Source organism: Streptomyces griseiscabiei (assembly GCF_020010925.1).
In the GTDB taxonomy this organism is placed as follows: domain Bacteria; phylum Actinomycetota; class Actinomycetes; order Streptomycetales; family Streptomycetaceae; genus Streptomyces; species Streptomyces griseiscabiei.
Window position 1 is genome coordinate 128,223 of sequence record NZ_JAGJBZ010000006.1, and the last position, 19,002, is coordinate 147,224.

The window sequence follows — 19,002 nt, forward strand, 5'->3', positions numbered from 1 at the left end:
CCTCTTTCAGGGGTGCGGGGAACTGCGCGACCAGCCCCCACCGAACCCGCACGGGGGCGAAAAACCCGGCGTCAGTCCTCGCCGTACCGAGGATCCACGTTCTCCGGATTCAGCCCCAGCAACTCCGCCACCTGCTCCACCACGACCTCATGCACCAGCGCGGCCCGCTCGTCCCGCCCCTTGGTACGGATCTCCACCGGCCGTCGGTACACCACGACCCGCGCGGGCCGCCCCTCGCGCGCCGCGACCGTCCCCCCGAGCGGCACGGCCTCGTCGTTCCACGCCCCGTCCGCCGGCCCGTCGAGCCGCGGCACCTCCAGCACGAGGAAGTCGATGTCGGCCAGCTGCGGCAACCGCCGCTCCAGCCGCTCCACGGAGTCCTGCACAAGATCCGCGAACACGTCCGCACGGCTCGCCGCGAGCGGTACCTGCGGTGGCGCGATGGGCCCACGCATCCCCCTGCCGTGCCGGTCTCGGCGGCGGGGCCCGGGTGCGGAGGCGGCGCGGGGCGGTACGAGGTTGTCCATCACCTGTGAAGCGTAGTCCCCACGAGGTCCGCCCGCCCGGCTCCACGCCCCCGGCGGCCCCGGCCGGTCGGCCCCGTACGGCATGTCGCAGGTTGACCATTCCAGCCAAGGTTGGGCTCGATTCCGTATCTCTCCAAGACCGGCGAACTCACGTCAATTAGCCTGGTTTATACCGAAAATTGACCGAATTCGGGCCTGTTCGGCATCCCGGACGCGGGGTTACTCGCAGGTCAACGAGGTGGGTTCGGAGGGGCGTGTGGGGCGTTTCACAGCACGACACGGTGGAGTGACCTGGTGGAGAGTCGTCGCGGCCCGCTCAAGAGTGCGGTACCGTCCAACGTCGTGAGCCCTGTACGTCGCTGTTCGCGCACCGCTTGCGGCCGCCCCGCCGTCGCGACGCTGACGTACGTCTACGCCGACTCGACCGCGGTCCTCGGCCCCCTCGCGACCTACGCCGAACCCCACTGCTACGACCTGTGCGCCGAGCACTCCGAGCGCCTCACCGCCCCGCGCGGCTGGGAGGTCGTACGACTGCTGGACGCCTCGGCCCCCGCGCGCCCCAGCGGTGACGACCTGGAGGCGCTCGCCAACGCCGTGCGCGAGGCGGCCCGCCCGCAGCAGCGCGCGGCGGAGGCCGGTGGCGGCGCGCGTACGGCGGACCCGATGGAGGTCGCCCGCCGAGGCCACCTCCGGGTGCTGCGCTCCCCCGACAACTGACCTTCCGCGTGGGGTCGTTGCCGTAGCCGCGGAGCCGTATTCCGTAGGGGTGGCTCCCCGGCCGTACCTCGTGGCTCTTTCTGTTCGCACCGTTTCGCTCGGTGGCGCACGCCTGTTGACGACCCGTCGACACGGACGCGATCATTCCGGGTGCCCGTGCCGTGAGAAGCCGCTTCCGCATCGCGGAATCCGGGGAGGCTCCCGTGTACGTCCAGCAACTGGAACCCGTGGCCGGTTCGCTCGGCCTGTCCGCCCTGATCGCGACCCTGCCCCTCGTCACCGTCCTGGTGCTGCTGGGCGGCCTGCGGGTCAAAGCCCATCTGGCAGGCCTGATCGGCCTCCTGACGGCCGTTCTGGTCGCCTGGCTCGCCTTCCGCATGCCGCTCGGCCAGACGCTCTCCAGCGCGGCCCAGGGGGCCGTGTTCGGCCTCTTCCCGATCATGTGGATCGTCGTCAACGCCCTGTGGGTGTACCGGATGACCGTCCGCACCCGGCACTTCGACATCCTGCGCCGCTCCTTCGGACGGCTCTCCGACGACCCGCGCATCCAGGCGCTCGTCGTCGCGTTCTGCTTCGGCGCGCTGCTGGAGGCCCTCGCCGGCTTCGGCGCGCCGGTCGCCATCTGCTCGGTCATGCTCGTCGCACTCGGCTTCGAACCGGTGAAGGCCGCCGTGGTCGCCCTCGTGGCCAACACCGCGCCCGTCGCCTTCGGTGCCATGGGCACCCCCGTCGTCACCCTCGCCCAGGTCACCGAACTGCCCCTGGACACCGTCGCGTCCGTGGTCGGCCGCCAGACGCCGCTGCTCGCCCTCGTGGTGCCGCTGGTCCTGGTCTGGCTCGTCGACGGGCGGCGCGGGCTGCGCGAGACCTGGGTGCCCGCCCTGGCGTGCGGATCCGCCTTCGCCGTCGCCCAGTTCATCGCCTCCAACTACGTCTCCGCGCAACTCGCCGACATCGGAGCCGCCTTGCTGGGCGCGGGCGCCCTCGTCGCCGTGCCCCAAGCGCGCCGCCCCGCCGCCGAGCCCGTACGGGCCGCCGTGCTGACCGGCGTACGCAGCGAGGACCTCGACGAGGAGGACCCGCCGCGCGAAGTCCTGCGCGCCTACGCCCCGTACGCGCTGATCGTCGCGATCTTCTCCGTCGCGCAGATCCCGGTGCTGAAGGAGTGGCTGGCCGGGGCGACCCAGGTCTACGACTGGCCCTTCCTGGACGTCGTGGACCCGGACGGCGATCCCGTGGGCGGCAATGTCTTCACCTGGCCGGTCGTGTCCACCGGCGGCACGCTGGTGCTGCTCGCCGGGCTCTGCACGGCCGTCGTCCTGGGGGTCCACGCGCGCGTGGCCGTCCGGGAGTGGGCCGCCACGGTCCACGAACTGCGGTTCGCGATCCTCACCGTGACCTCCGTGCTCGCCCTGGCCTATGTCATGAACCTCTCCGGACAGGCCGCGACCATCGGCCACTTCGTGGCGGCGGCGGGCGCCGGGCTCGCCTTCCTGTCACCCGTCCTCGGCTGGTTCGGCGTCGCCGTCTCCGGCTCGGACACCTCCGCCAACGCGCTCTTCGGCGCCCTGCAGGTGAGCGCGGCCCGGGAGTCGGGCCTGTCGCCGGAACTGCTCGCCGCCGCCAACAGTTCCGGCGGCGTCCTCGGCAAGATGATCTCCCCGCAGAACCTGACCATCGCCTGCGCCGCGGTCGGTCTCGCGGGGCGCGAGGGCGACCTGTTGCGCAAGGTGCTGCCCTGGAGTCTGGGGCTGCTGCTGGTGATGTGCCTGATCGTGGTCGGCCAGAGCACCCCCGTACTGGAATGGATGCTTCCGTGAGGCGCCCCGACCGGACCGGGACCGTCCTTCGAGGTCACACGGACCACTGTCACACCGGGCGGGTAGTTTGGGTGCCCGGTGAGGACTTCAGGAGGGTTTGGCCGTGGCTGCTGATCTGACGACGATCGTGAAGGCGTACGACGTGCGCGGGGTGGTCCCGGACCAGTGGGACGAGACCCTGGCCGAGCTGTTCGGAGCGGCCTTCGCCCGCGTGACCGGCGCGGACGCCATCGTGACCGGCCACGACATGCGCCCCTCCTCGCCCGGTCTGTCGCGTGCCTTCGCGCGCGGGGCGGCGGCCCTCGGGGTGGACGTGACCGAGATCGGCCTCTGTTCCACGGACCAGCTGTACTACGCGTCGGGCGCGCTGGACCTGCCCGGCGCCATGTTCACTGCCTCCCACAACCCCGCCCAGTACAACGGCATCAAGCTCTGCCGCGCCGGCGCCGCCCCCGTCGGCCAGGACACCGGCCTCGCCGACATCCGTGAACTGGCCGAGGAATGGAGCGAGTCGGGCGCGCCCGAGCCCGCCGCGACACCGGGGACGATCACCCGGCGTGACACCTTGGAGGGGTACGCGGCGCATCTGCTCGGCCTCGTCGACCTGACCTCGATCCGCCCCCTGAAGGTCGTCGTCGACGCGGGCAACGGCATGGGCGGCCACACCGTCCCGACCGTCTTCGCCGGCCTTCCCCTCGACCTCGTCCCCATGTACTTCGAACTGGACGGCACGTTCCCGAACCACGAGGCCAACCCCCTCGACCCGGCGAACATCGTCGACCTCCAGAAGCGGGTCCGCGAGGAGGGCGCCGACCTCGGCATCGCCTTCGACGGCGACGCCGACCGCTGCTTCGTCGTCGACGAGCAGGGCGACCCCGTCCCGCCCTCCGCGATCACCGCCCTGGTCGCCGCCCGCGAACTGGCCCGGCACGGCGGCAAGGGCACGGTCATCCACAACCTGATCACCTCCTGGTCCGTCCCCGAGGTCGTGAAGGAGCACGGCGGCACGCCCGTGCGCACCCGCGTCGGCCACTCCTTCATCAAGGCCGAGATGGCAAGAACCGGCGCGATCTTCGGCGGCGAGCACTCCGCCCACTACTACTTCGCCGACTTCTGGAACGCCGACACGGGCATGCTGGCCGCCCTCCACGTCCTCGCCGCCCTCGGCGGGCAGGACGGCCCCCTCTCCGCCCTCGTCGCCCAGTACGACCGCTACGCAGGCTCCGGCGAGATCAACTCCACCGTCGCCGACCAGCCGGGCCGCCTCGCGGCGATCAAGGCCGCCTACGGGAGCCGGGAAGACATCACCCTGGACGAGCTGGACGGCCTCACGGTCACCTCCACCGACTGGTGGTTCAACGTCCGCCCCTCCAACACGGAGCCCCTCCTCCGCCTGAACGCGGAGGCGAGGGACGAGCAGACGATGACAAAGGTGAGGGACGAGGTCCTGGCGATCATCAGATCGTGACCCCTGAGAAAACAGGCCCCAGGCCCTGTTTTCAGGGGCGCGGGGAACTGCGCGATCAGCCCCCACCGGACCCGCACATGCCCACCCACCCCCGCGCGGAGCGCGAAAGGGGGTCGAAGGGGCGCAGCCCCCGGGGAGGGGACGGGTAGGGGCGGCGGGGGCGAACAACCCCGCCCCCAACCCCGGCACCGACCCCCGCACGGCGGTACGCTGACCAGGCCGCACCCGCACGAACCCGCCCCCGAAGGGACCCCGACATGCCGCTCGAAGCCGGCCTCCTGGAGATCCTCGCCTGCCCGGCGTGCCACGCCCCCCTCACGGAGGAGGACACCGAGCTGACCTGCACGAGTACGGACTGCGGCCTCGCCTACCCGATCCGGGACGGCATCCCCGTACTCCTCGTCGACGAGGCCCGCCGCCCCGAGTGACCCGCGCGGTCAAGCCCGCGCGCAAGGCGTAACCCCGTACGACCCGGAAAACCGGCGTACGGGCGACCAGGGCACCCGGCGATCGGAGGCAGCCGCCCATGCTCGACGAATCGTTGCTGGACACCCCCGAGGCCCTGTCGGAGGCGGACCGCCGCGACCTGCTCCGCGGCGCCGCCGAGGCCGGCGCCCGGGTCCGTACGGCCATCCGCCTCGGCACCGAGGCCGGCATCCCGAGTCTGAAACCGGACGGCCGCCCCCGCGCCCTCCTGATCGCGGGCCCCGGCATGGCCTCCGCGGGCGTCGCCGACCTGCTCGGCGCCCTCGCCGGATCCAGCTGCCCCATCACCCGGCTCCACCCCACCGGCGTGGCCCCCGCCGCGGGCGCACTCCGCTGGGACCTCCCGGGCTGGGCCGGCTCGGTCGACCTGCTGCTGATCGCCACCGCCGACGGCTCCGAACCCGGCCTGTCGCTCCTGGCCGACCAGGCCTACCGGCGCGGCTGCACCGTCGTCGCCGTCGCCCCGCCCCGCACCCCGGTCGCCGAGGCCGTGGAAGGCGCCCACGGCCTCTTCGTACCGATGGCGACCGGCCCGTACGAGCAGGAGGTGCCCCTCGGCGCCGCCGCCCCCGGAGTCCTGTGGGCGCTGCTGACCCCCATGCTGGCGCTGCTGGACCGCACCGGCCTGGTCGCCGCCCCGCCGGACGCCCTGCAGAAGGTCGCCGACCGCCTCGACCATGTCGCCGAGCGCTGCGGCCCGGCCATCGCCACCTACGGCAACCCGGCCAAGACGCTCGCCGCCGAGCTGGCCGACGCGCTCCCGGTGATCTGGACCGAGGGCCAGTCCGCCGGCCCCGTCGGCCGCCGCTTCGCCTCCGCGCTCGCCGAACTCGCGGGGCGCCCGGCCGTCGCCGCCCAGCTGCCGGAGGCCCTCGCCTCGCACACGGTGCTGCTGTCCGGCCCGCTCGCCGCGAACGCCGACCCCGACGACTTCTTCCGCGACCGCGTCGAGGACGCACCCGTCCTGCACGCGCGCGTGGTGCTCGTCCGCGACCGCCCCACCGGAGGCCTGAGCGCCGTACCGGCCGCCCGCGAGCTGGCCCTCGGCCACGACACCGCGATCAGCGAGCTGGAACCCGAGGAGGGCAGCGACCTGGAGACCCTCGCGGAGATGATCGCCATCACGGATTTCGCCGCCGTTTACCTGTCGCTCGCTTCCGGCGCCTGATCCTTACCGGAGCCCGACCCCGACCGGGCCCAGGGCCCTCGGCCGGCCTCCCACCTACGGAGAAACACACACCATGGACCGCCTCGACAACACCGTCCGCCCCTACGCCTGGGGTTCGACCACCGCCATCCCGCACCTCCTCGGCCTGACCCCCACCGGCGAGCCGCAGGCGGAGATGTGGATGGGCGCCCACCCCGGCGCCCCCTCGCGCACCGGGCGCGGCCCCCTCACCGAGGTGATCGGCGAGGCCCCGGAACGCGAACTGGGCAGCCGCACGGTCGAGAAGTTCGGTCCCCGCCTCCCCTTCCTCCTCAAGCTCCTCGCCGCCGGCGCCCCCCTCTCCCTCCAGGTCCACCCCGACCTCGAACAGGCCAGGGAGGGCTACGAGGACGAGGAGCGGCGCGGCATCCCGATCGACGCGGGCCACCGCAACTACAAGGACGCCAACCACAAGCCCGAACTCATCTGCGCCCTCACCGAGTTCGACGGCCTCTGCGGCTTCCGCGACCCGCTCAAGGCCGCCGACCTGCTCGCCGGTCTCGACGTCGACTCGCTCAAGCCGTACGTCGACCTTCTGCACGCCCGCCCCGAAGAGGCCGCGCTCCGCGAGGTGTTGACCGCCGTCCTGGCCGCCGACCCCGCCGAGATGGCCCACACGGTCACCGAGACCGCGGCCGCCTGCGCCCGCCTCGGCGGCGACTACGCCCCGTACGCCGACATCGCCCACCACTACCCGGGCGACCCCGGCGTCATCGCCGCCCTGCTCCTCAACCACGTACGCCTGCAGCCCGGCGAGGCCCTGTTCCTCGGCGCCGGCATCCCGCACGCCTACCTGAACGGCCTCGGCGTCGAGATCATGGCCAACTCCGACAACGTCCTGCGCTGCGGTCTGACCCCCAAGCACGTGGACGTCCCCGAACTCCTGCGCGTCGTCCGCTTCGAGGCGACCGAACCCGGGGTCCTGCGCCCCGAGGCGTCCCCCGACGGCGAGGAGGTCTACGAGACCCCCATCGACGAGTTCCGCCTCTCCCGCTTCGTCCTCCCCGAGGCCGGCGCCCCGCACGACCTCACCCGCGCCACCCCGCAGATCCTGCTCTGCACGGCCGGTTCGGTCCGCGCGGGCGAACACACCCTCGCCCCCGGCCAGTCCGTCTTCGTACCGGCGGACGAGAAGGCCGAGGTGTCCGGACCGGGCACGCTGTTCCGCGCCACCGTCGTCGCCTGAGCGGCGTCACCCCGTCGTGACCGGGGTGATCTCTTCCCGATCCACGGCCAGACGCACCGGGACCCGGCCGGGCTGCAACAATGCCCCCTGCAAAAGGCGGGCAAAGCCCGGCCGGTGACGGACGGAAGCATGGGTACGCGTGTCAGGTACGCACACCCACGCACAGACATATGCGTAGGCGAAGGGACACTCCGGACATATGAGCGCGTCAGGCGGCACCAAGGCGATCGTGGCGGCACTCGCCGCCAACCTCGCGATCGCGGTAGCGAAGTTCGTGGCGTTCCTCTTCAGTGGCTCGTCGTCGATGCTCGCCGAGTCCGTGCACTCGCTCGCCGACTCGGGCAACCAGGCCCTGCTGCTGGTCGGCGGCAAGAAGGCCCAGCGCGAGGCCACCCCGCAACACCCCTTCGGCTACGGCCGCGAGCGCTACATCTACGCCTTCCTCGTCTCCATCGTCCTCTTCTCCGTCGGCGGCATGTTCGCCCTCTACGAGGGCTACGAGAAGATCAAGGACCCGCACGAGATCGAGGCCTGGTACTGGCCGGTCGGCGTCCTCGTCTTCGCGATCGTCGCCGAGACCTTCTCCTTCCGGACCGCCATCAAGGAATCGAACGTCCTGCGCGGCAAGAAGTCCTGGACCGACTTCGTCCGCCACGCCAAGGCCCCCGAGCTGCCCGTCGTCCTCCTGGAGGACCTCGGCGCCCTCGTCGGCCTGGTCCTCGCCCTCGGCGGCGTCGGCCTCGCCCTGCTCACCGGCGACGGCGTCTGGGACGGCATCGGCACCCTCTGCATCGGCGTCCTGCTGATCCTGATCGCGCTCGTCCTGGCCGCCGAGACCAAGTCGCTGCTCCTGGGCGAGGCCGCCGGCGTCGAAGAGGTCAAGAAGATCGAGGCCGCGATCGTCGACGGCGACACGGTCCCCGGCATCATCCACATGCGCACGCTCCACCTCGGCCCCGAGGAACTGCTGGTCGCCGCCAAGATCGCCGTCCGGCACGACGAGACGGCGACCGAGGTCGCCGACGCCATCGACGCCGCCGAGGCCCGTATCCGTGCGGCCGTCCCGATCGCCCGTGTCATCTACCTGGAGCCCGACATCTACAGCGAGGCGGAGGCCACCAAGGGCGCCGACGCCGAAGCCGCCCCCGGCGGCCCGGCACCCACCGCCGAGCACTGACCCACCGGCCGCTCCCAGGCACAGGGGCCCGTCGCCACGATTCGCGACGGGCCCTTTCCCGTACCCGGCCCCGCCCCTGTCCCGTACGGCTCCACCCCTCCCTTCGGCTCGATCCGTACCCGGGCGGACTGGGGCAGGCAGGGCCGACCGGTGTAGCTTGGGACGGAGCCAGACGTCGCTGCTGATGGCGGTCGGGCGGTCCCACCGGGGACCGGCCGAGGGAGAGAGGGCCTCCGACGGACTGCGCTGCGCGCACCGGGCATGCCTGTGTCCTCTTCGGGGCACCCCTGTGTCCGCCGCCGCGCAGACCAGCCCTACCCACCCTCGACCCGACACCGAGGAGCAGCTCGCAATGACGACTGTCGACAACCGACAGGACTTCAAGGTCGCCGACCTCTCCCTGGCCGCCTTCGGCCGCAAGGAGATCACCCTCGCCGAGCACGAGATGCCCGGCCTGATGGCGATCCGCAAGGAGTTCGCCGCCACCCAGCCGCTGGCCGGCGCGCGCATCATGGGCTCCCTGCACATGACCGTGCAGACCGCCGTCCTGATCGAGACCCTGGTCGCCCTCGGCGCCAAGGTCCGCTGGGTGTCCTGCAACATCTTCTCCACCCAGGACCACGCCGCCGCGGCCGTCGCCGTCGGCCCGAACGGCACGCCCGAGAACCCGCAGGGCGTCCCGGTCTTCGCCTGGAAGGGCGAGACCCTGGAGGAGTACTGGTGGTGCACCGAGCAGGCGCTGACCTGGCCGGACAGCCCCACCGGCGGCCCCAACATGATCCTCGACGACGGCGGTGACGCCACCCTCCTCGTCCACAAGGGCGTCGAGTACGAGAAGGACGGCGAGGTCCCCGCCGTCGACACCGCCGAGAACGACGAGCACCGCGTCATCCTCGAACTCCTGCACCGCACGATCACCGACGGCTCCCAGAAGTGGACCCAGCTCGCCTCGGAGATCCGCGGCGTCACCGAGGAGACCACGACCGGCGTCCACCGCCTGTACGAGATGCAGCGCGACGGCCAGCTGCTCTTCCCGGCGATCAACGTGAACGACGCCGTGACGAAGTCGAAGTTCGACAACAAGTACGGCTGCCGCCACTCCCTGATCGACGGCATCAACCGCGCCACCGACGTCCTCATCGGCGGCAAGACCGCCGTGGTGTTCGGCTATGGCGACGTCGGCAAGGGCTGCGCGGAGTCGCTGCGCGGGCAGGGCGCCCGTGTCATCGTCACCGAGATCGACCCGATCTGCGCCCTCCAGGCGGCGATGGACGGCTACCAGGTCACCACGCTCGACGAGGTCGTCGAGACCGCCGACATCTTCATCACCACGACCGGCAACAAGGACATCATCATGGCCGCCGACATGGCCAAGATGAAGCACCAGGCCATCGTCGGCAACATCGGCCACTTCGACAACGAGATCGACATGGCCGGTCTCGCCAAGGTGCCCGGCATCGTCAAGGACGAGGTCAAGCCCCAGGTCCACACCTGGACGTTCGAGGACGGCAAGGTCCTCATCGTCCTGTCCGAGGGCCGCCTGCTGAACCTGGGCAACGCCACCGGCCACCCGTCGTTCGTGATGTCCAACTCCTTCGCGGACCAGACGCTGGCCCAGATCGAGCTGTTCACCAAGCCCGACGAGTACCCCACGGGCGTCTACACGCTGCCCAAGGCCCTCGACGAGAAGGTCGCCCGCCTCCACCTCGACGCGCTCGGCGTGAAGCTCACGACGCTGCGCCCCGAGCAGGCCTCGTACATCGGTGTGGAGGTCGAGGGTCCGTACAAGTCGGACCACTACCGCTACTGATCCGCCCGGCGGGTGCGTTCGTGCGTCCCATCGACGCACCCGTCACGGCAGCAGCGATCAGGCAGGCCCCCGCACCCCCGTGCCGGGGGCCTGCCCGTTCCACCCCTCAGCCCCGTCCGTCCGTCGACCGGACCGGCCCGTCAAGACCCAGGACCCCCATGCCCCGCGGCCGGTATTCGCTGTACGACCCGCACGACCACACCCTCCTCGCCGAAGAACACTTCCACTGCGCGCCCGGCCCGTCCGGCTGGCGCTATGTCTCCCAGCTGACCGCTCCCTCCGGCGACCACATGGGCTCCGTCGACCTCGCCCTGGACGAACTCGGCCGCCCCATCCGCCTCGAACTGCACGCCGCGAGCTGGCAGGTCCGCGGCGCCGCCCTCGACGGCGTCACCTGGGTCCGCACCGACCCCACCGGTACGGAGGCCACCGAGGGCAATGTCGCCGCCCACGCCTTCACCGGCACCTCCCCGGCGTTCCTGATCGCCACCGCCCGCCTCCTGCGCCTCACCCCCTCCGCACCCGCCACCCGCGTACGCCTCGTCCGCTTCACCGACCCGGTCCTCGCCCCGCGCACCCTGGACCAGTCCTGGGCCTTGATCGAAAGAGAAGCACACGCCACTGACAACGGCCCCCTGACCGTGGACGAATACCAGGTCACAGCCCTGGACACGGGCGAGCGGCACACCGTCCACCTCACGGGCGACGTCGTCCTGTCGGCCCCCGGGATCGAGCTGGAGCACCTGGAGACACCACCGTCCACGTTCGGCTGAGCCCGGCCCGACGCGCGGCTGACGATGGTGCTCGGCCGGCGACGGTTCGGGGGAGGGCCAGGGCCTAGGCGGGTGGCGCGAATCCGGTGCTGGGCCGGTCAGGAGCGGGCGGCTGGTGCCGCGCAGGCTCGGCGGCTGCCGGAGCGGGCGAAGCCGGGGCTACGGCGTGGCCGGGGACGGGAACGCCAGCCGGGGGAGCGAAGCCCGCGGGAGCGGCAGGGGGCTGAGCCACCGGCCCGCCCCAACCGGGCCCGGCGACCGGGGCACCGGGCCCGCCCGTACGCGGCGCACCCGGAGGACCTGCCACGCCGCCCGTCCCGGCGGCGCCCCCGAACGCCTGGCGGGCCTCCCGCGCCTGCCGCTCGTGCACCACGGCCGCCAGATACGCGCCGGGCGGCACCCCGTACGGCGCCGGGGCACCCGTACGCGCCGCGAGGTCCGCGGCGAGACGTTCCGCCATGGCCGCGCCCACGTGCGGGTCCAGCTGCCGCATCCGCGTCAGGTACTGGCGGACGGCCAACCACAGATCGTCCGGAACGGCGGACAGGTCGAGCCCGGAGAACTGCCCCACGAGCCAGGGCGGCGGCGGAGGCACGAACGCCGTCCGCCCGGCCGGAACCCGCTCCCGCACGACCAGCGTCCCCGCGAACACATCACCCAGCCGCCGCCCCCGCGCCGACACGAGCGAGGCGATACAGGCGACGACACCGAACGTCATCAGGATCTCCACCACCCCGACCGCGCCGCGCACCAGCGCGTGCCGGAACCGGATCGGCCCACCGTCGTCCCGCACCACCCGGAGCCCGCACGCCAGCTTCCCCAGCGAACGCCCATGGCTCAGCGTCTCCACCGCGATCGGGCCGCCCACGAGGACGAGCAGGAAGGCGGCGACGGATATCGCCGCCTGCGCGGCCTCGTCGAGGCCGGCCGTCGACAGCACCAGGACCAGGACCACCGCGAGGTACACGACCATGGCCACGATCAGGTCGAGCAGCACCGCCAGCGCCCGGCTCGGCAGCTTCGCGGGACGCAGCTCCAGCGCCACCGCCTCACCCGTCACCAGCTCACTCACACCCGTAGTCCTTCCGGTTCGATCCCCTGGCCTGCCCCGAGAGTGGCCAGTCTGCCAAGCTGAGGTCATAGCGCGCCGCGGTACGACCAGTGAGATCAGTACGACAAGCCGACACGCAGTATGAAGAGGGACGAGGAGCAGTACATCCGATGGACCTCGATGTCTTCGTGTCCGCCCATCGCGCCGAGTGGGACCGCCTCGACGCCCTGCTCCGCCGTCAGCGCCGCCTCGACGGAGCCGAGGTCGACGAACTCGTCACCCTCTACCAACGCACCGCCACTCATCTCTCCCTGATCCAGTCCAGCGCCCCGGACCCTCAGCTCACGGGACGTCTCAGCCAACTGGTGGCACGCGCGCGTAGTGCCGTGACGGGGAACCGACGGGCCTCCTGGCGCGATGTCACCCGCTTCCTGACCCATGGCTTCCCCGCCGCGGTCTACCGCTCCCGCCACTGGTGGGTCCCGACCGCACTGCTCTCCACCCTGGTCGCCGTGGTCCTGGGATGGTGGATCGGTACCCACCCCGAGGTCCAGGCCAGCATCGCGGCCCCCGACGCGCTGCGCGAGATGACGCGTCCCGGTGGCCAGTACGAGACGTACTACTCCAGCCATCCCGCCGCGTCCTTCGCGGCCCAGGTGTGGACGAACAACGCCCAGGCCGCCGCGATGTGCCTGGTCCTGGGGATCTTCCTGGGGCTGCCGGTGCTCTGGATCCTGCTCCTGAACATGCTCAATCTGGGAGTGGGCATCGGCCTGATGACCTCGGCCGGCCGCCTCGACGTCTTCCTCGGCCTGATCCTTCCGCACGGTCTGCTGGAACTGACCGCCGTCTTCGTGGCGGCCGGCACAGGCCTGCGACTCGGCTGGACCGTCATCGATCCGGGCCTTCGAAGTCGCCGTTCGGCCCTGGCCGAGGAAGGTCGCGCCGCCCTGGGCATGGCGATAGGCCTGGCGCTGGTCCTCTTCGTCTCCGGCGCCATCGAAGGCTTCGTCACCCCGTCCGGCCTGCCCACCTGGGCCCGCATCAGCATCGGCGTCCTCGCCGAACTGGCCTTCCTCGCATACGTCTACGTCCTGGGCGGACGAGCCGTCCGGGCCGGTGACACGGGCGATGTCGAGGAGCACGAACGCAGCGCCGCGGTCCCTACGGCCGCCTGATGTGCGTCCACCCCCGCCGGGCTGTTAGTCTCCTCTTCGTTCCCGCAAGAGCCGTTGACACGGTGACTGCGGGGAGGTAGATTCGAACAGTTGCCTAGAGGTGGTCATACCCCAGGGCGGCGGTGAAAATCTACCGGCTCCTCGTTTCTCGCGAATGCGATTTCCCGAGTGAGTCCACCCGATGAATCAGAAACAAGCGGCCGGTCAGTCCGGCTAAAAACTTCTGATAAAGTCGGAGTCGCCGGAAAGGGAAACGCGGAAGCGGAAACCTGGAAAGCACCGAGGAAATCGGAACCGGAAACGGTCTGATAGAGTCGGAAACGCAAGACAGCAAGACCGAAGGGAAACTGCCCGGAGGAAAGCCTGAGCGAGAAGCTTGGGTGAGTACAAAGGAAGCGTCCGTTCCTTGAGAACTCAACAGCGTGCCAAAAATCAACGCCAGATATGTTGATACCCCGTCTCCAGCATCTGCTGGGACGAGGTTCCTTTGAAACAAAACACAGCGAGGACGCTGTGAACCATCGGACTATTCCTCCGGTGGTTCCGCTCTCGTGTGTGTGCACCGGCTGAATTAGTTTTCCGGCCGAGTAAACATTCACGGAGAGTTTGATCCTGGCTCAGGACGAACGCTGGCGGCGTGCTTAACACATGCAAGTCGAACGATGAACCACTTCGGTGGGGATTAGTGGCGAACGGGTGAGTAACACGTGGGCAATCTGCCCTTCACTCTGGGACAAGCCCTGGAAACGGGGTCTAATACCGGATACAACACTCTCGGGCATCCGATGAGTGTGGAAAGCTCCGGCGGTGAAGGATGAGCCCGCGGCCTATCAGCTTGTTGGTGAGGTAACGGCTCACCAAGGCGACGACGGGTAGCCGGCCTGAGAGGGCGACCGGCCACACTGGGACTGAGACACGGCCCAGACTCCTACGGGAGGCAGCAGTGGGGAATATTGCACAATGGGCGAAAGCCTGATGCAGCGACGCCGCGTGAGGGATGACGGCCTTCGGGTTGTAAACCTCTTTCAGCAGGGAAGAAGCGAAAGTGACGGTACCTGCAGAAGAAGCGCCGGCTAACTACGTGCCAGCAGCCGCGGTAATACGTAGGGCGCGAGCGTTGTCCGGAATTATTGGGCGTAAAGAGCTCGTAGGCGGTCTGTCGCGTCGGATGTGAAAGCCCGGGGCTTAACCCCGGGTCTGCATTCGATACGGGCAGACTAGAGTGTGGTAGGGGAGATCGGAATTCCTGGTGTAGCGGTGAAATGCGCAGATATCAGGAGGAACACCGGTGGCGAAGGCGGATCTCTGGGCCATTACTGACGCTGAGGAGCGAAAGCGTGGGGAGCGAACAGGATTAGATACCCTGGTAGTCCACGCCGTAAACGGTGGGAACTAGGTGTTGGCGACATTCCACGTCGTCGGTGCCGCAGCTAACGCATTAAGTTCCCCGCCTGGGGAGTACGGCCGCAAGGCTAAAACTCAAAGGAATTGACGGGGGCCCGCACAAGCAGCGGAGCATGTGGCTTAATTCGACGCAACGCGAAGAACCTTACCAAGGCTTGACATACACCGGAAACGGCCAGAGATGGTCGCCCCCTTGTGGTCGGTGTACAGGTGGTGCATGGCTGTCGTCAGCTCGTGTCGTGAGATGTTGGGTTAAGTCCCGCAACGAGCGCAACCCTTGTTCTGTGTTGCCAGCATGCCCTTCGGGGTGATGGGGACTCACAGGAGACTGCCGGGGTCAACTCGGAGGAAGGTGGGGACGACGTCAAGTCATCATGCCCCTTATGTCTTGGGCTGCACACGTGCTACAATGGCAGGTACAATGAGCTGCGAAGCCGTGAGGCGGAGCGAATCTCAAAAAGCCTGTCTCAGTTCGGATTGGGGTCTGCAACTCGACCCCATGAAGTCGGAGTTGCTAGTAATCGCAGATCAGCATTGCTGCGGTGAATACGTTCCCGGGCCTTGTACACACCGCCCGTCACGTCACGAAAGTCGGTAACACCCGAAGCCGGTGGCCCAACCCCTTGTGGGAGGGAGCTGTCGAAGGTGGGACTGGCGATTGGGACGAAGTCGTAACAAGGTAGCCGTACCGGAAGGTGCGGCTGGATCACCTCCTTTCTAAGGAGCATCTAGCTGCCGCAAGGCAGCCAGAGCCACTACGCAGACAAACGTTCTGCGGTGGTCAGCTCATGGGTGGAACGTTGATTATTCGGCCGGTTCACCGGGCCGGAGGCTGTGAGTACTGCTCGTCAGAGTGTGGAAAACATGATCTCCGGACGGGGAGCGGCCGGGCACGCTGTTGGGTGTCTGAGGGAATGAACTTCCTTCAGTGCCGGCCCCGGTGTACTCACTGGATCTCCAGTGGGGTGACGGGTGGTTGGTCGTTGTTTGAGAACTGCACAGTGGACGCGAGCATCTGTGGCCAAGTTTTTAAGGGCGCACGGTGGATGCCTTGGCACCAGGAACCGATGAAGGACGTGGGAGGCCACGATAGTCCCCGGGGAGTCGTCAACCAGGCTTTGATCCGGGGGTTTCCGAATGGGGAAACCCGGCAGTCGTCATGGGCTGTCACCCATACCTGAACACATAGGGTATGTGGAGGGAACGCGGGGAAGTGAAACATCTCAGTACCCGCAGGAAGAGAAAACAACCGTGATTCCGGGAGTAGTGGCGAGCGAAACCGGATGAGGCCAAACCGTATGCGTGTGAGACCCGGCAGGGGTTGCGTATACGGGGTTGTGGGATCTCTCTTTCACAGTCTGCCGGCTGTGAGACGAGTCAGAAACCGTTGATGTAGGCGAAGGACATGCGAAAGGTCCGGCGTAGAGGGTAAGACCCCCGTAGCCGAAACGTCAGCGGCTCGTTTGAGAGACACCCAAGTAGCACGGGGCCCGAGAAATCCCGTGTGAATCTGGCGGGACCACCCGCTAAGCCTAAATATTCCCTGGTGACCGATAGCGGATAGTACCGTGAGGGAATGGTGAAAAGTACCGCGGGAGCGGAGTGAAATAGTACCTGAAACCGTGTGCCTACAAGCCGTGGGAGCGTCGCGCATCGAGTTTACTCGGTGCGTCGTGACTGCGTGCCTTTTGAAGAATGAGCCTGCGAGTTTGCGGTGTGTTGCGAGGTTAACCCGGGTGGGGTAGCCGTAGCGAAAGCGAGTCCGAACAGGGCGATTTTAGTAGCACGCTCAAGACCCGAAGCGGAGTGATCTAGCCATGGGCAGGTTGAAGCGGAGGTAAGACTTCGTGGAGGACCGAACCCACCAGGGTTGAAAACCTGGGGGATGACCTGTGGTTAGGGGTGAAAGGCCAATCAAACTCCGTGATAGCTGGTTCTCCCCGAAATGCATTTAGGTGCAGCGTCGTGTGTTTCTTGCCGGAGGTAGAGCACTGGATAGGCGATGGGCCCTACCGGGTTACTGACCTTAGCCAAACTCCGAATGCCGGTAAGTGAGAGCGCGGCAGTGAGACTGTGGGGGATAAGCTCCATGGTCGAGAGGGAAACAGCCCAGAGCATCGACTAAGGCCCCTAAGCGTACGCTAAGTGGGAAAGGATGTGGAGTCGCAGAGACAACCAGGAGGTTGGCTTAGAAGCAGCCACCCTTGAAAGAGTGCGTAATAGCTCACTGGTCTAGTGATTCCGCGCCGACAATGTAGCGGGGCTCAAGCGTACCGCCGAAGTCGTGTCATTGCGATATGTACCCCCAACGGGGATCGTGATGGGTAGGGGAGCGTCGTGTGCCGGGTGAAGCCGCGCCGGAAGGCAGTGGTGGACGGTTCACGAGTGAGAATGCAGGCATGAGTAGCGATACAAACGTGAGAAACGTTTGCGCCGATTGACCAAGGGTTCCTGGGTCAAGCTGATCTGCCCAGGGTAAGTCGGGACCTAAGGCGAGGCCGACAGGCGTAGTCGATGGATAACCGGTTGATATTCCGGTACCCGCTGTGAAGCGTCAAACACTGAACCAGGCGATGCTAAGTCCGTGAAGCCGCCCCGGAGCCTTCGGGCAAAGGGGAGTGGTGGAGCCGACGGACCAGACTTGCAGTAGGTGAGTGATGGGGTGACGCAGGAAGGTAGTCCATCCCGGGCGGTGGTTGTCCCGGGGTAAGGGTGTAGGCCGTGCGACAGGTAAATCCGTCGTACTTGTGGCTGAGACCTGATGCCGAGCCGATTGTGGTGAAGTGGATGATCCTATGCTGTCGAGAAAAGCCTCTAGCGAGTTTCATGGCGGCCCGTACCCTAAACCGACTCAGGTGGTCAGGTAGAGAATACCGAGGCGTTCGGGTGAACTATGGTTAAGGAACTCGGCAAAATGCCCCCGTAACTTCGGGAGAAGGGGGGCCACGCTCGGTGATCCGATTTACTCGGTGAGCTGGGGGTGGCCGCAGAGACCAGCGAGAAGCGACTGTTTACTAAAAACACAGGTCCGTGCGAAGCCGTAAGGCGATGTATACGGACTGACGCCTGCCCGGTGCTGGAACGTTAAGGGGACCGGTTAGTCACATTTCGGTGTGGCGAAGCTGAGAACTTAAGCGCCAGTAAACGGCGGTGGTAACTATAACCATCCTAAGGTAGCGAAATTCCTTGTCGGGTAAGTTCCGACCTGCACGAATGGCGTAACGACTTCTCGACTGTCTCAACCATAGGCCCGGTGAAATTGCACTACGAGTAAAGATGCTCGTTTCGCGCAGCAGGACGGAAAGACCCCGGGACCTTTACTACAGTTTGATATTGGTGTTCGGTTCGGCTTGTGTAGGATAGCTGGGAGACTGTGAAGCTCGGACGCCAGTTCGGGTGGAGTCGTCGTTGAAATACCAGTCTGGTCGTGCTGGATGTCTAACCCGGGTCCGTGATCCGGATCGGGGACAGTGTCTGATGGGTAGTTTAACTGGGGCGGTTGCCTCCCAAAGGGTAACGGAGGCGCCCAAAGGTTCCCTCAGCCTGGTTGGCAATCAGGTGGTGAGTGTAAGTGCACAAGGGAGCTTGACTGTGAGACCGACGGGTCGAGCAGGGACGAAAGTCGGGACTAGTGATCCGGCGGTGGCTTGTGGAAGCGCCGTCGCTCAACGGATAAAAGGTACCCCGGGGATAACAGGCTGATCTTCCCCAAGAGTCCATATCGACGGGATGGTTTGGCACCTCGATGTCGGCTCGTCGCATCCTGGGGCTGGAGTCGGTCCCAAGGGTTGGGCTGTTCGCCCATTAAAGCGGTACGCGAGCTGGGTTTAGAACGTCGTGAGACAGTTCGGTCCCTATCCGCTGCGCGCGCAGGAATATTGAGAAGGGCTGTCCCTAGTACGAGAGGACCGGGACGGACGAACCTCTGGTGTGCCAGTTGTTCTGCCAAGGGCATGGCTGGTTGGCTACGTTCGGGAGGGATAACCGCTGAAAGCATCTAAGCGGGAAGCCTGCTTCGAGATGAGTATTCCCACCCACTTGATGGGGTAAGGCTCCCAGTAGACGACTGGGTTGATAGGCCAGATCTGGAAGCCCGGTAACGGGTGGAGGTGACTGGTACTAATAGGCCGAGGGCTTGTCCTCAGTTGCTCGCGTCCACTGTGTTGGTTCTGAAACCACGAACAACCCCATTGCCCTG

Annotated in this window: 12 protein-coding genes and 2 rRNA genes; 12 read left to right on the forward strand and 2 right to left on the reverse strand. The window is 67.7% G+C overall.

From position 1 onward, the window contains the following. Positions 1 to 71 precede the first annotated feature (71 nt). Positions 72 to 527: a metallopeptidase family protein gene (locus J8M51_RS45140; RefSeq protein WP_086756623.1), complete on the reverse strand. Its 456-nt coding sequence runs from the start codon at positions 525 to 527 to the stop codon at positions 72 to 74. A 294-nt stretch (positions 528 to 821) separates the two neighbouring features. Between J8M51_RS45140 and J8M51_RS45145 the strand changes: the two genes are divergently transcribed. From J8M51_RS45145 to J8M51_RS45185, 9 genes are all read left to right on the forward strand, one after another. Then, on the forward strand, positions 822 to 1,244 hold the full coding sequence (locus J8M51_RS45145) for a DUF3499 domain-containing protein (protein ID WP_086756625.1): 423 nt from the start codon (positions 822 to 824) through the stop codon (positions 1,242 to 1,244). A 203-nt stretch (positions 1,245 to 1,447) separates the two neighbouring features. Further along, a complete protein-coding gene (locus tag J8M51_RS45150; RefSeq protein ID WP_086756626.1) occupies positions 1,448 to 3,064 on the forward strand; it encodes an L-lactate permease in 1,617 nt (538 codons plus the stop codon). Between the two features lie 103 nt (positions 3,065 to 3,167). After that, positions 3,168 to 4,532 (forward strand): phosphomannomutase/phosphoglucomutase, encoded by a 1,365-nt coding sequence (locus J8M51_RS45155; protein ID WP_086756628.1) that lies wholly within the window; start codon positions 3,168 to 3,170, stop codon positions 4,530 to 4,532. Positions 4,533 to 4,789: 257 nt separating this feature from the next. Next, positions 4,790 to 4,960, forward strand: coding sequence for a Trm112 family protein (locus J8M51_RS45160; RefSeq protein WP_216590458.1), 171 nt, complete (start codon positions 4,790 to 4,792; stop codon positions 4,958 to 4,960). Between the two features lie 98 nt (positions 4,961 to 5,058). Continuing rightward, positions 5,059 to 6,186, forward strand: coding sequence for an SIS domain-containing protein (locus J8M51_RS45165; RefSeq protein ID WP_216590459.1), 1,128 nt, complete (start codon positions 5,059 to 5,061; stop codon positions 6,184 to 6,186). Between the two features lie 73 nt (positions 6,187 to 6,259). Beyond that, positions 6,260 to 7,411 carry a mannose-6-phosphate isomerase, class I gene (gene manA / locus J8M51_RS45170; RefSeq protein ID WP_086764937.1) on the forward strand — a complete coding sequence of 384 codons (1,152 nt, stop codon included), beginning with the start codon at positions 6,260 to 6,262 and terminating at the stop codon, positions 7,409 to 7,411. Positions 7,412 to 7,610: 199 nt separating this feature from the next. Beyond that, positions 7,611 to 8,588: a cation diffusion facilitator family transporter gene (locus tag J8M51_RS45175; RefSeq protein WP_086764934.1), complete on the forward strand. Its 978-nt coding sequence runs from the start codon at positions 7,611 to 7,613 to the stop codon at positions 8,586 to 8,588. 352 nt (positions 8,589 to 8,940) lie between these two features. Next, the gene (ahcY, locus tag J8M51_RS45180; RefSeq protein ID WP_086752497.1) at positions 8,941 to 10,398 is read left to right on the forward strand and encodes an adenosylhomocysteinase; all 1,458 of its coding nucleotides are present in this window, start codon (positions 8,941 to 8,943) and stop codon (positions 10,396 to 10,398) included. A gap of 158 nt (positions 10,399 to 10,556) precedes the next feature. Further along, a complete protein-coding gene (locus J8M51_RS45185; protein ID WP_086752495.1) occupies positions 10,557 to 11,171 on the forward strand; it encodes a hypothetical protein in 615 nt (204 codons plus the stop codon). Between the two features lie 64 nt (positions 11,172 to 11,235). Here J8M51_RS45185 and J8M51_RS45190 read toward each other — a convergent pair whose 3' ends face one another. Next, a complete protein-coding gene (locus J8M51_RS45190; RefSeq protein WP_086752493.1) occupies positions 11,236 to 12,243 on the reverse strand; it encodes an RDD family protein in 1,008 nt (335 codons plus the stop codon). Positions 12,244 to 12,392: 149 nt separating this feature from the next. Here J8M51_RS45190 and J8M51_RS45195 point away from each other — a divergent pair, with 149 nt between their 5' ends. From J8M51_RS45195 to J8M51_RS45205, 3 genes are all read left to right on the forward strand, one after another. Then, positions 12,393 to 13,400: a stage II sporulation protein M gene (locus J8M51_RS45195; protein WP_086752491.1), complete on the forward strand. Its 1,008-nt coding sequence runs from the start codon at positions 12,393 to 12,395 to the stop codon at positions 13,398 to 13,400. Between the two features lie 594 nt (positions 13,401 to 13,994). After that, a 16S ribosomal RNA gene (locus tag J8M51_RS45200) occupies positions 13,995 to 15,521 on the forward strand. Positions 15,522 to 15,823: 302 nt separating this feature from the next. Further along, positions 15,824 to 18,947 (forward strand): 23S ribosomal RNA (locus tag J8M51_RS45205). Together the 16S and 23S rRNA genes form the textbook arrangement of a ribosomal RNA operon. The last annotated feature ends 55 nt before the right edge of the window (positions 18,948 to 19,002 follow it).

What these genes read in the sequence shown, in the direction of transcription:
- J8M51_RS45140 (WP_086756623.1), bottom strand. Translation starts at nt 527, where the DNA reads ATGGACAACCTCGTACCGCCCCGCGCCGCCTCCGCACCCGGGCCCCGC.
- J8M51_RS45160 (WP_216590458.1), top strand. Translation starts at nt 4,790, where the DNA reads ATGCCGCTCGAAGCCGGCCTCCTGGAGATCCTCGCCTGCCCGGCGTGC.
- J8M51_RS45165 (WP_216590459.1), top strand. Translation starts at nt 5,059, where the DNA reads ATGCTCGACGAATCGTTGCTGGACACCCCCGAGGCCCTGTCGGAGGCG.
- manA (WP_086764937.1), top strand. Translation starts at nt 6,260, where the DNA reads ATGGACCGCCTCGACAACACCGTCCGCCCCTACGCCTGGGGTTCGACC.
- J8M51_RS45175 (WP_086764934.1), top strand. Translation starts at nt 7,611, where the DNA reads ATGAGCGCGTCAGGCGGCACCAAGGCGATCGTGGCGGCACTCGCCGCC.
- ahcY (WP_086752497.1), top strand. Translation starts at nt 8,941, where the DNA reads ATGACGACTGTCGACAACCGACAGGACTTCAAGGTCGCCGACCTCTCC.
- J8M51_RS45185 (WP_086752495.1), top strand. Translation starts at nt 10,557, where the DNA reads ATGCCCCGCGGCCGGTATTCGCTGTACGACCCGCACGACCACACCCTC.
- J8M51_RS45195 (WP_086752491.1), top strand. Translation starts at nt 12,393, where the DNA reads ATGGACCTCGATGTCTTCGTGTCCGCCCATCGCGCCGAGTGGGACCGC.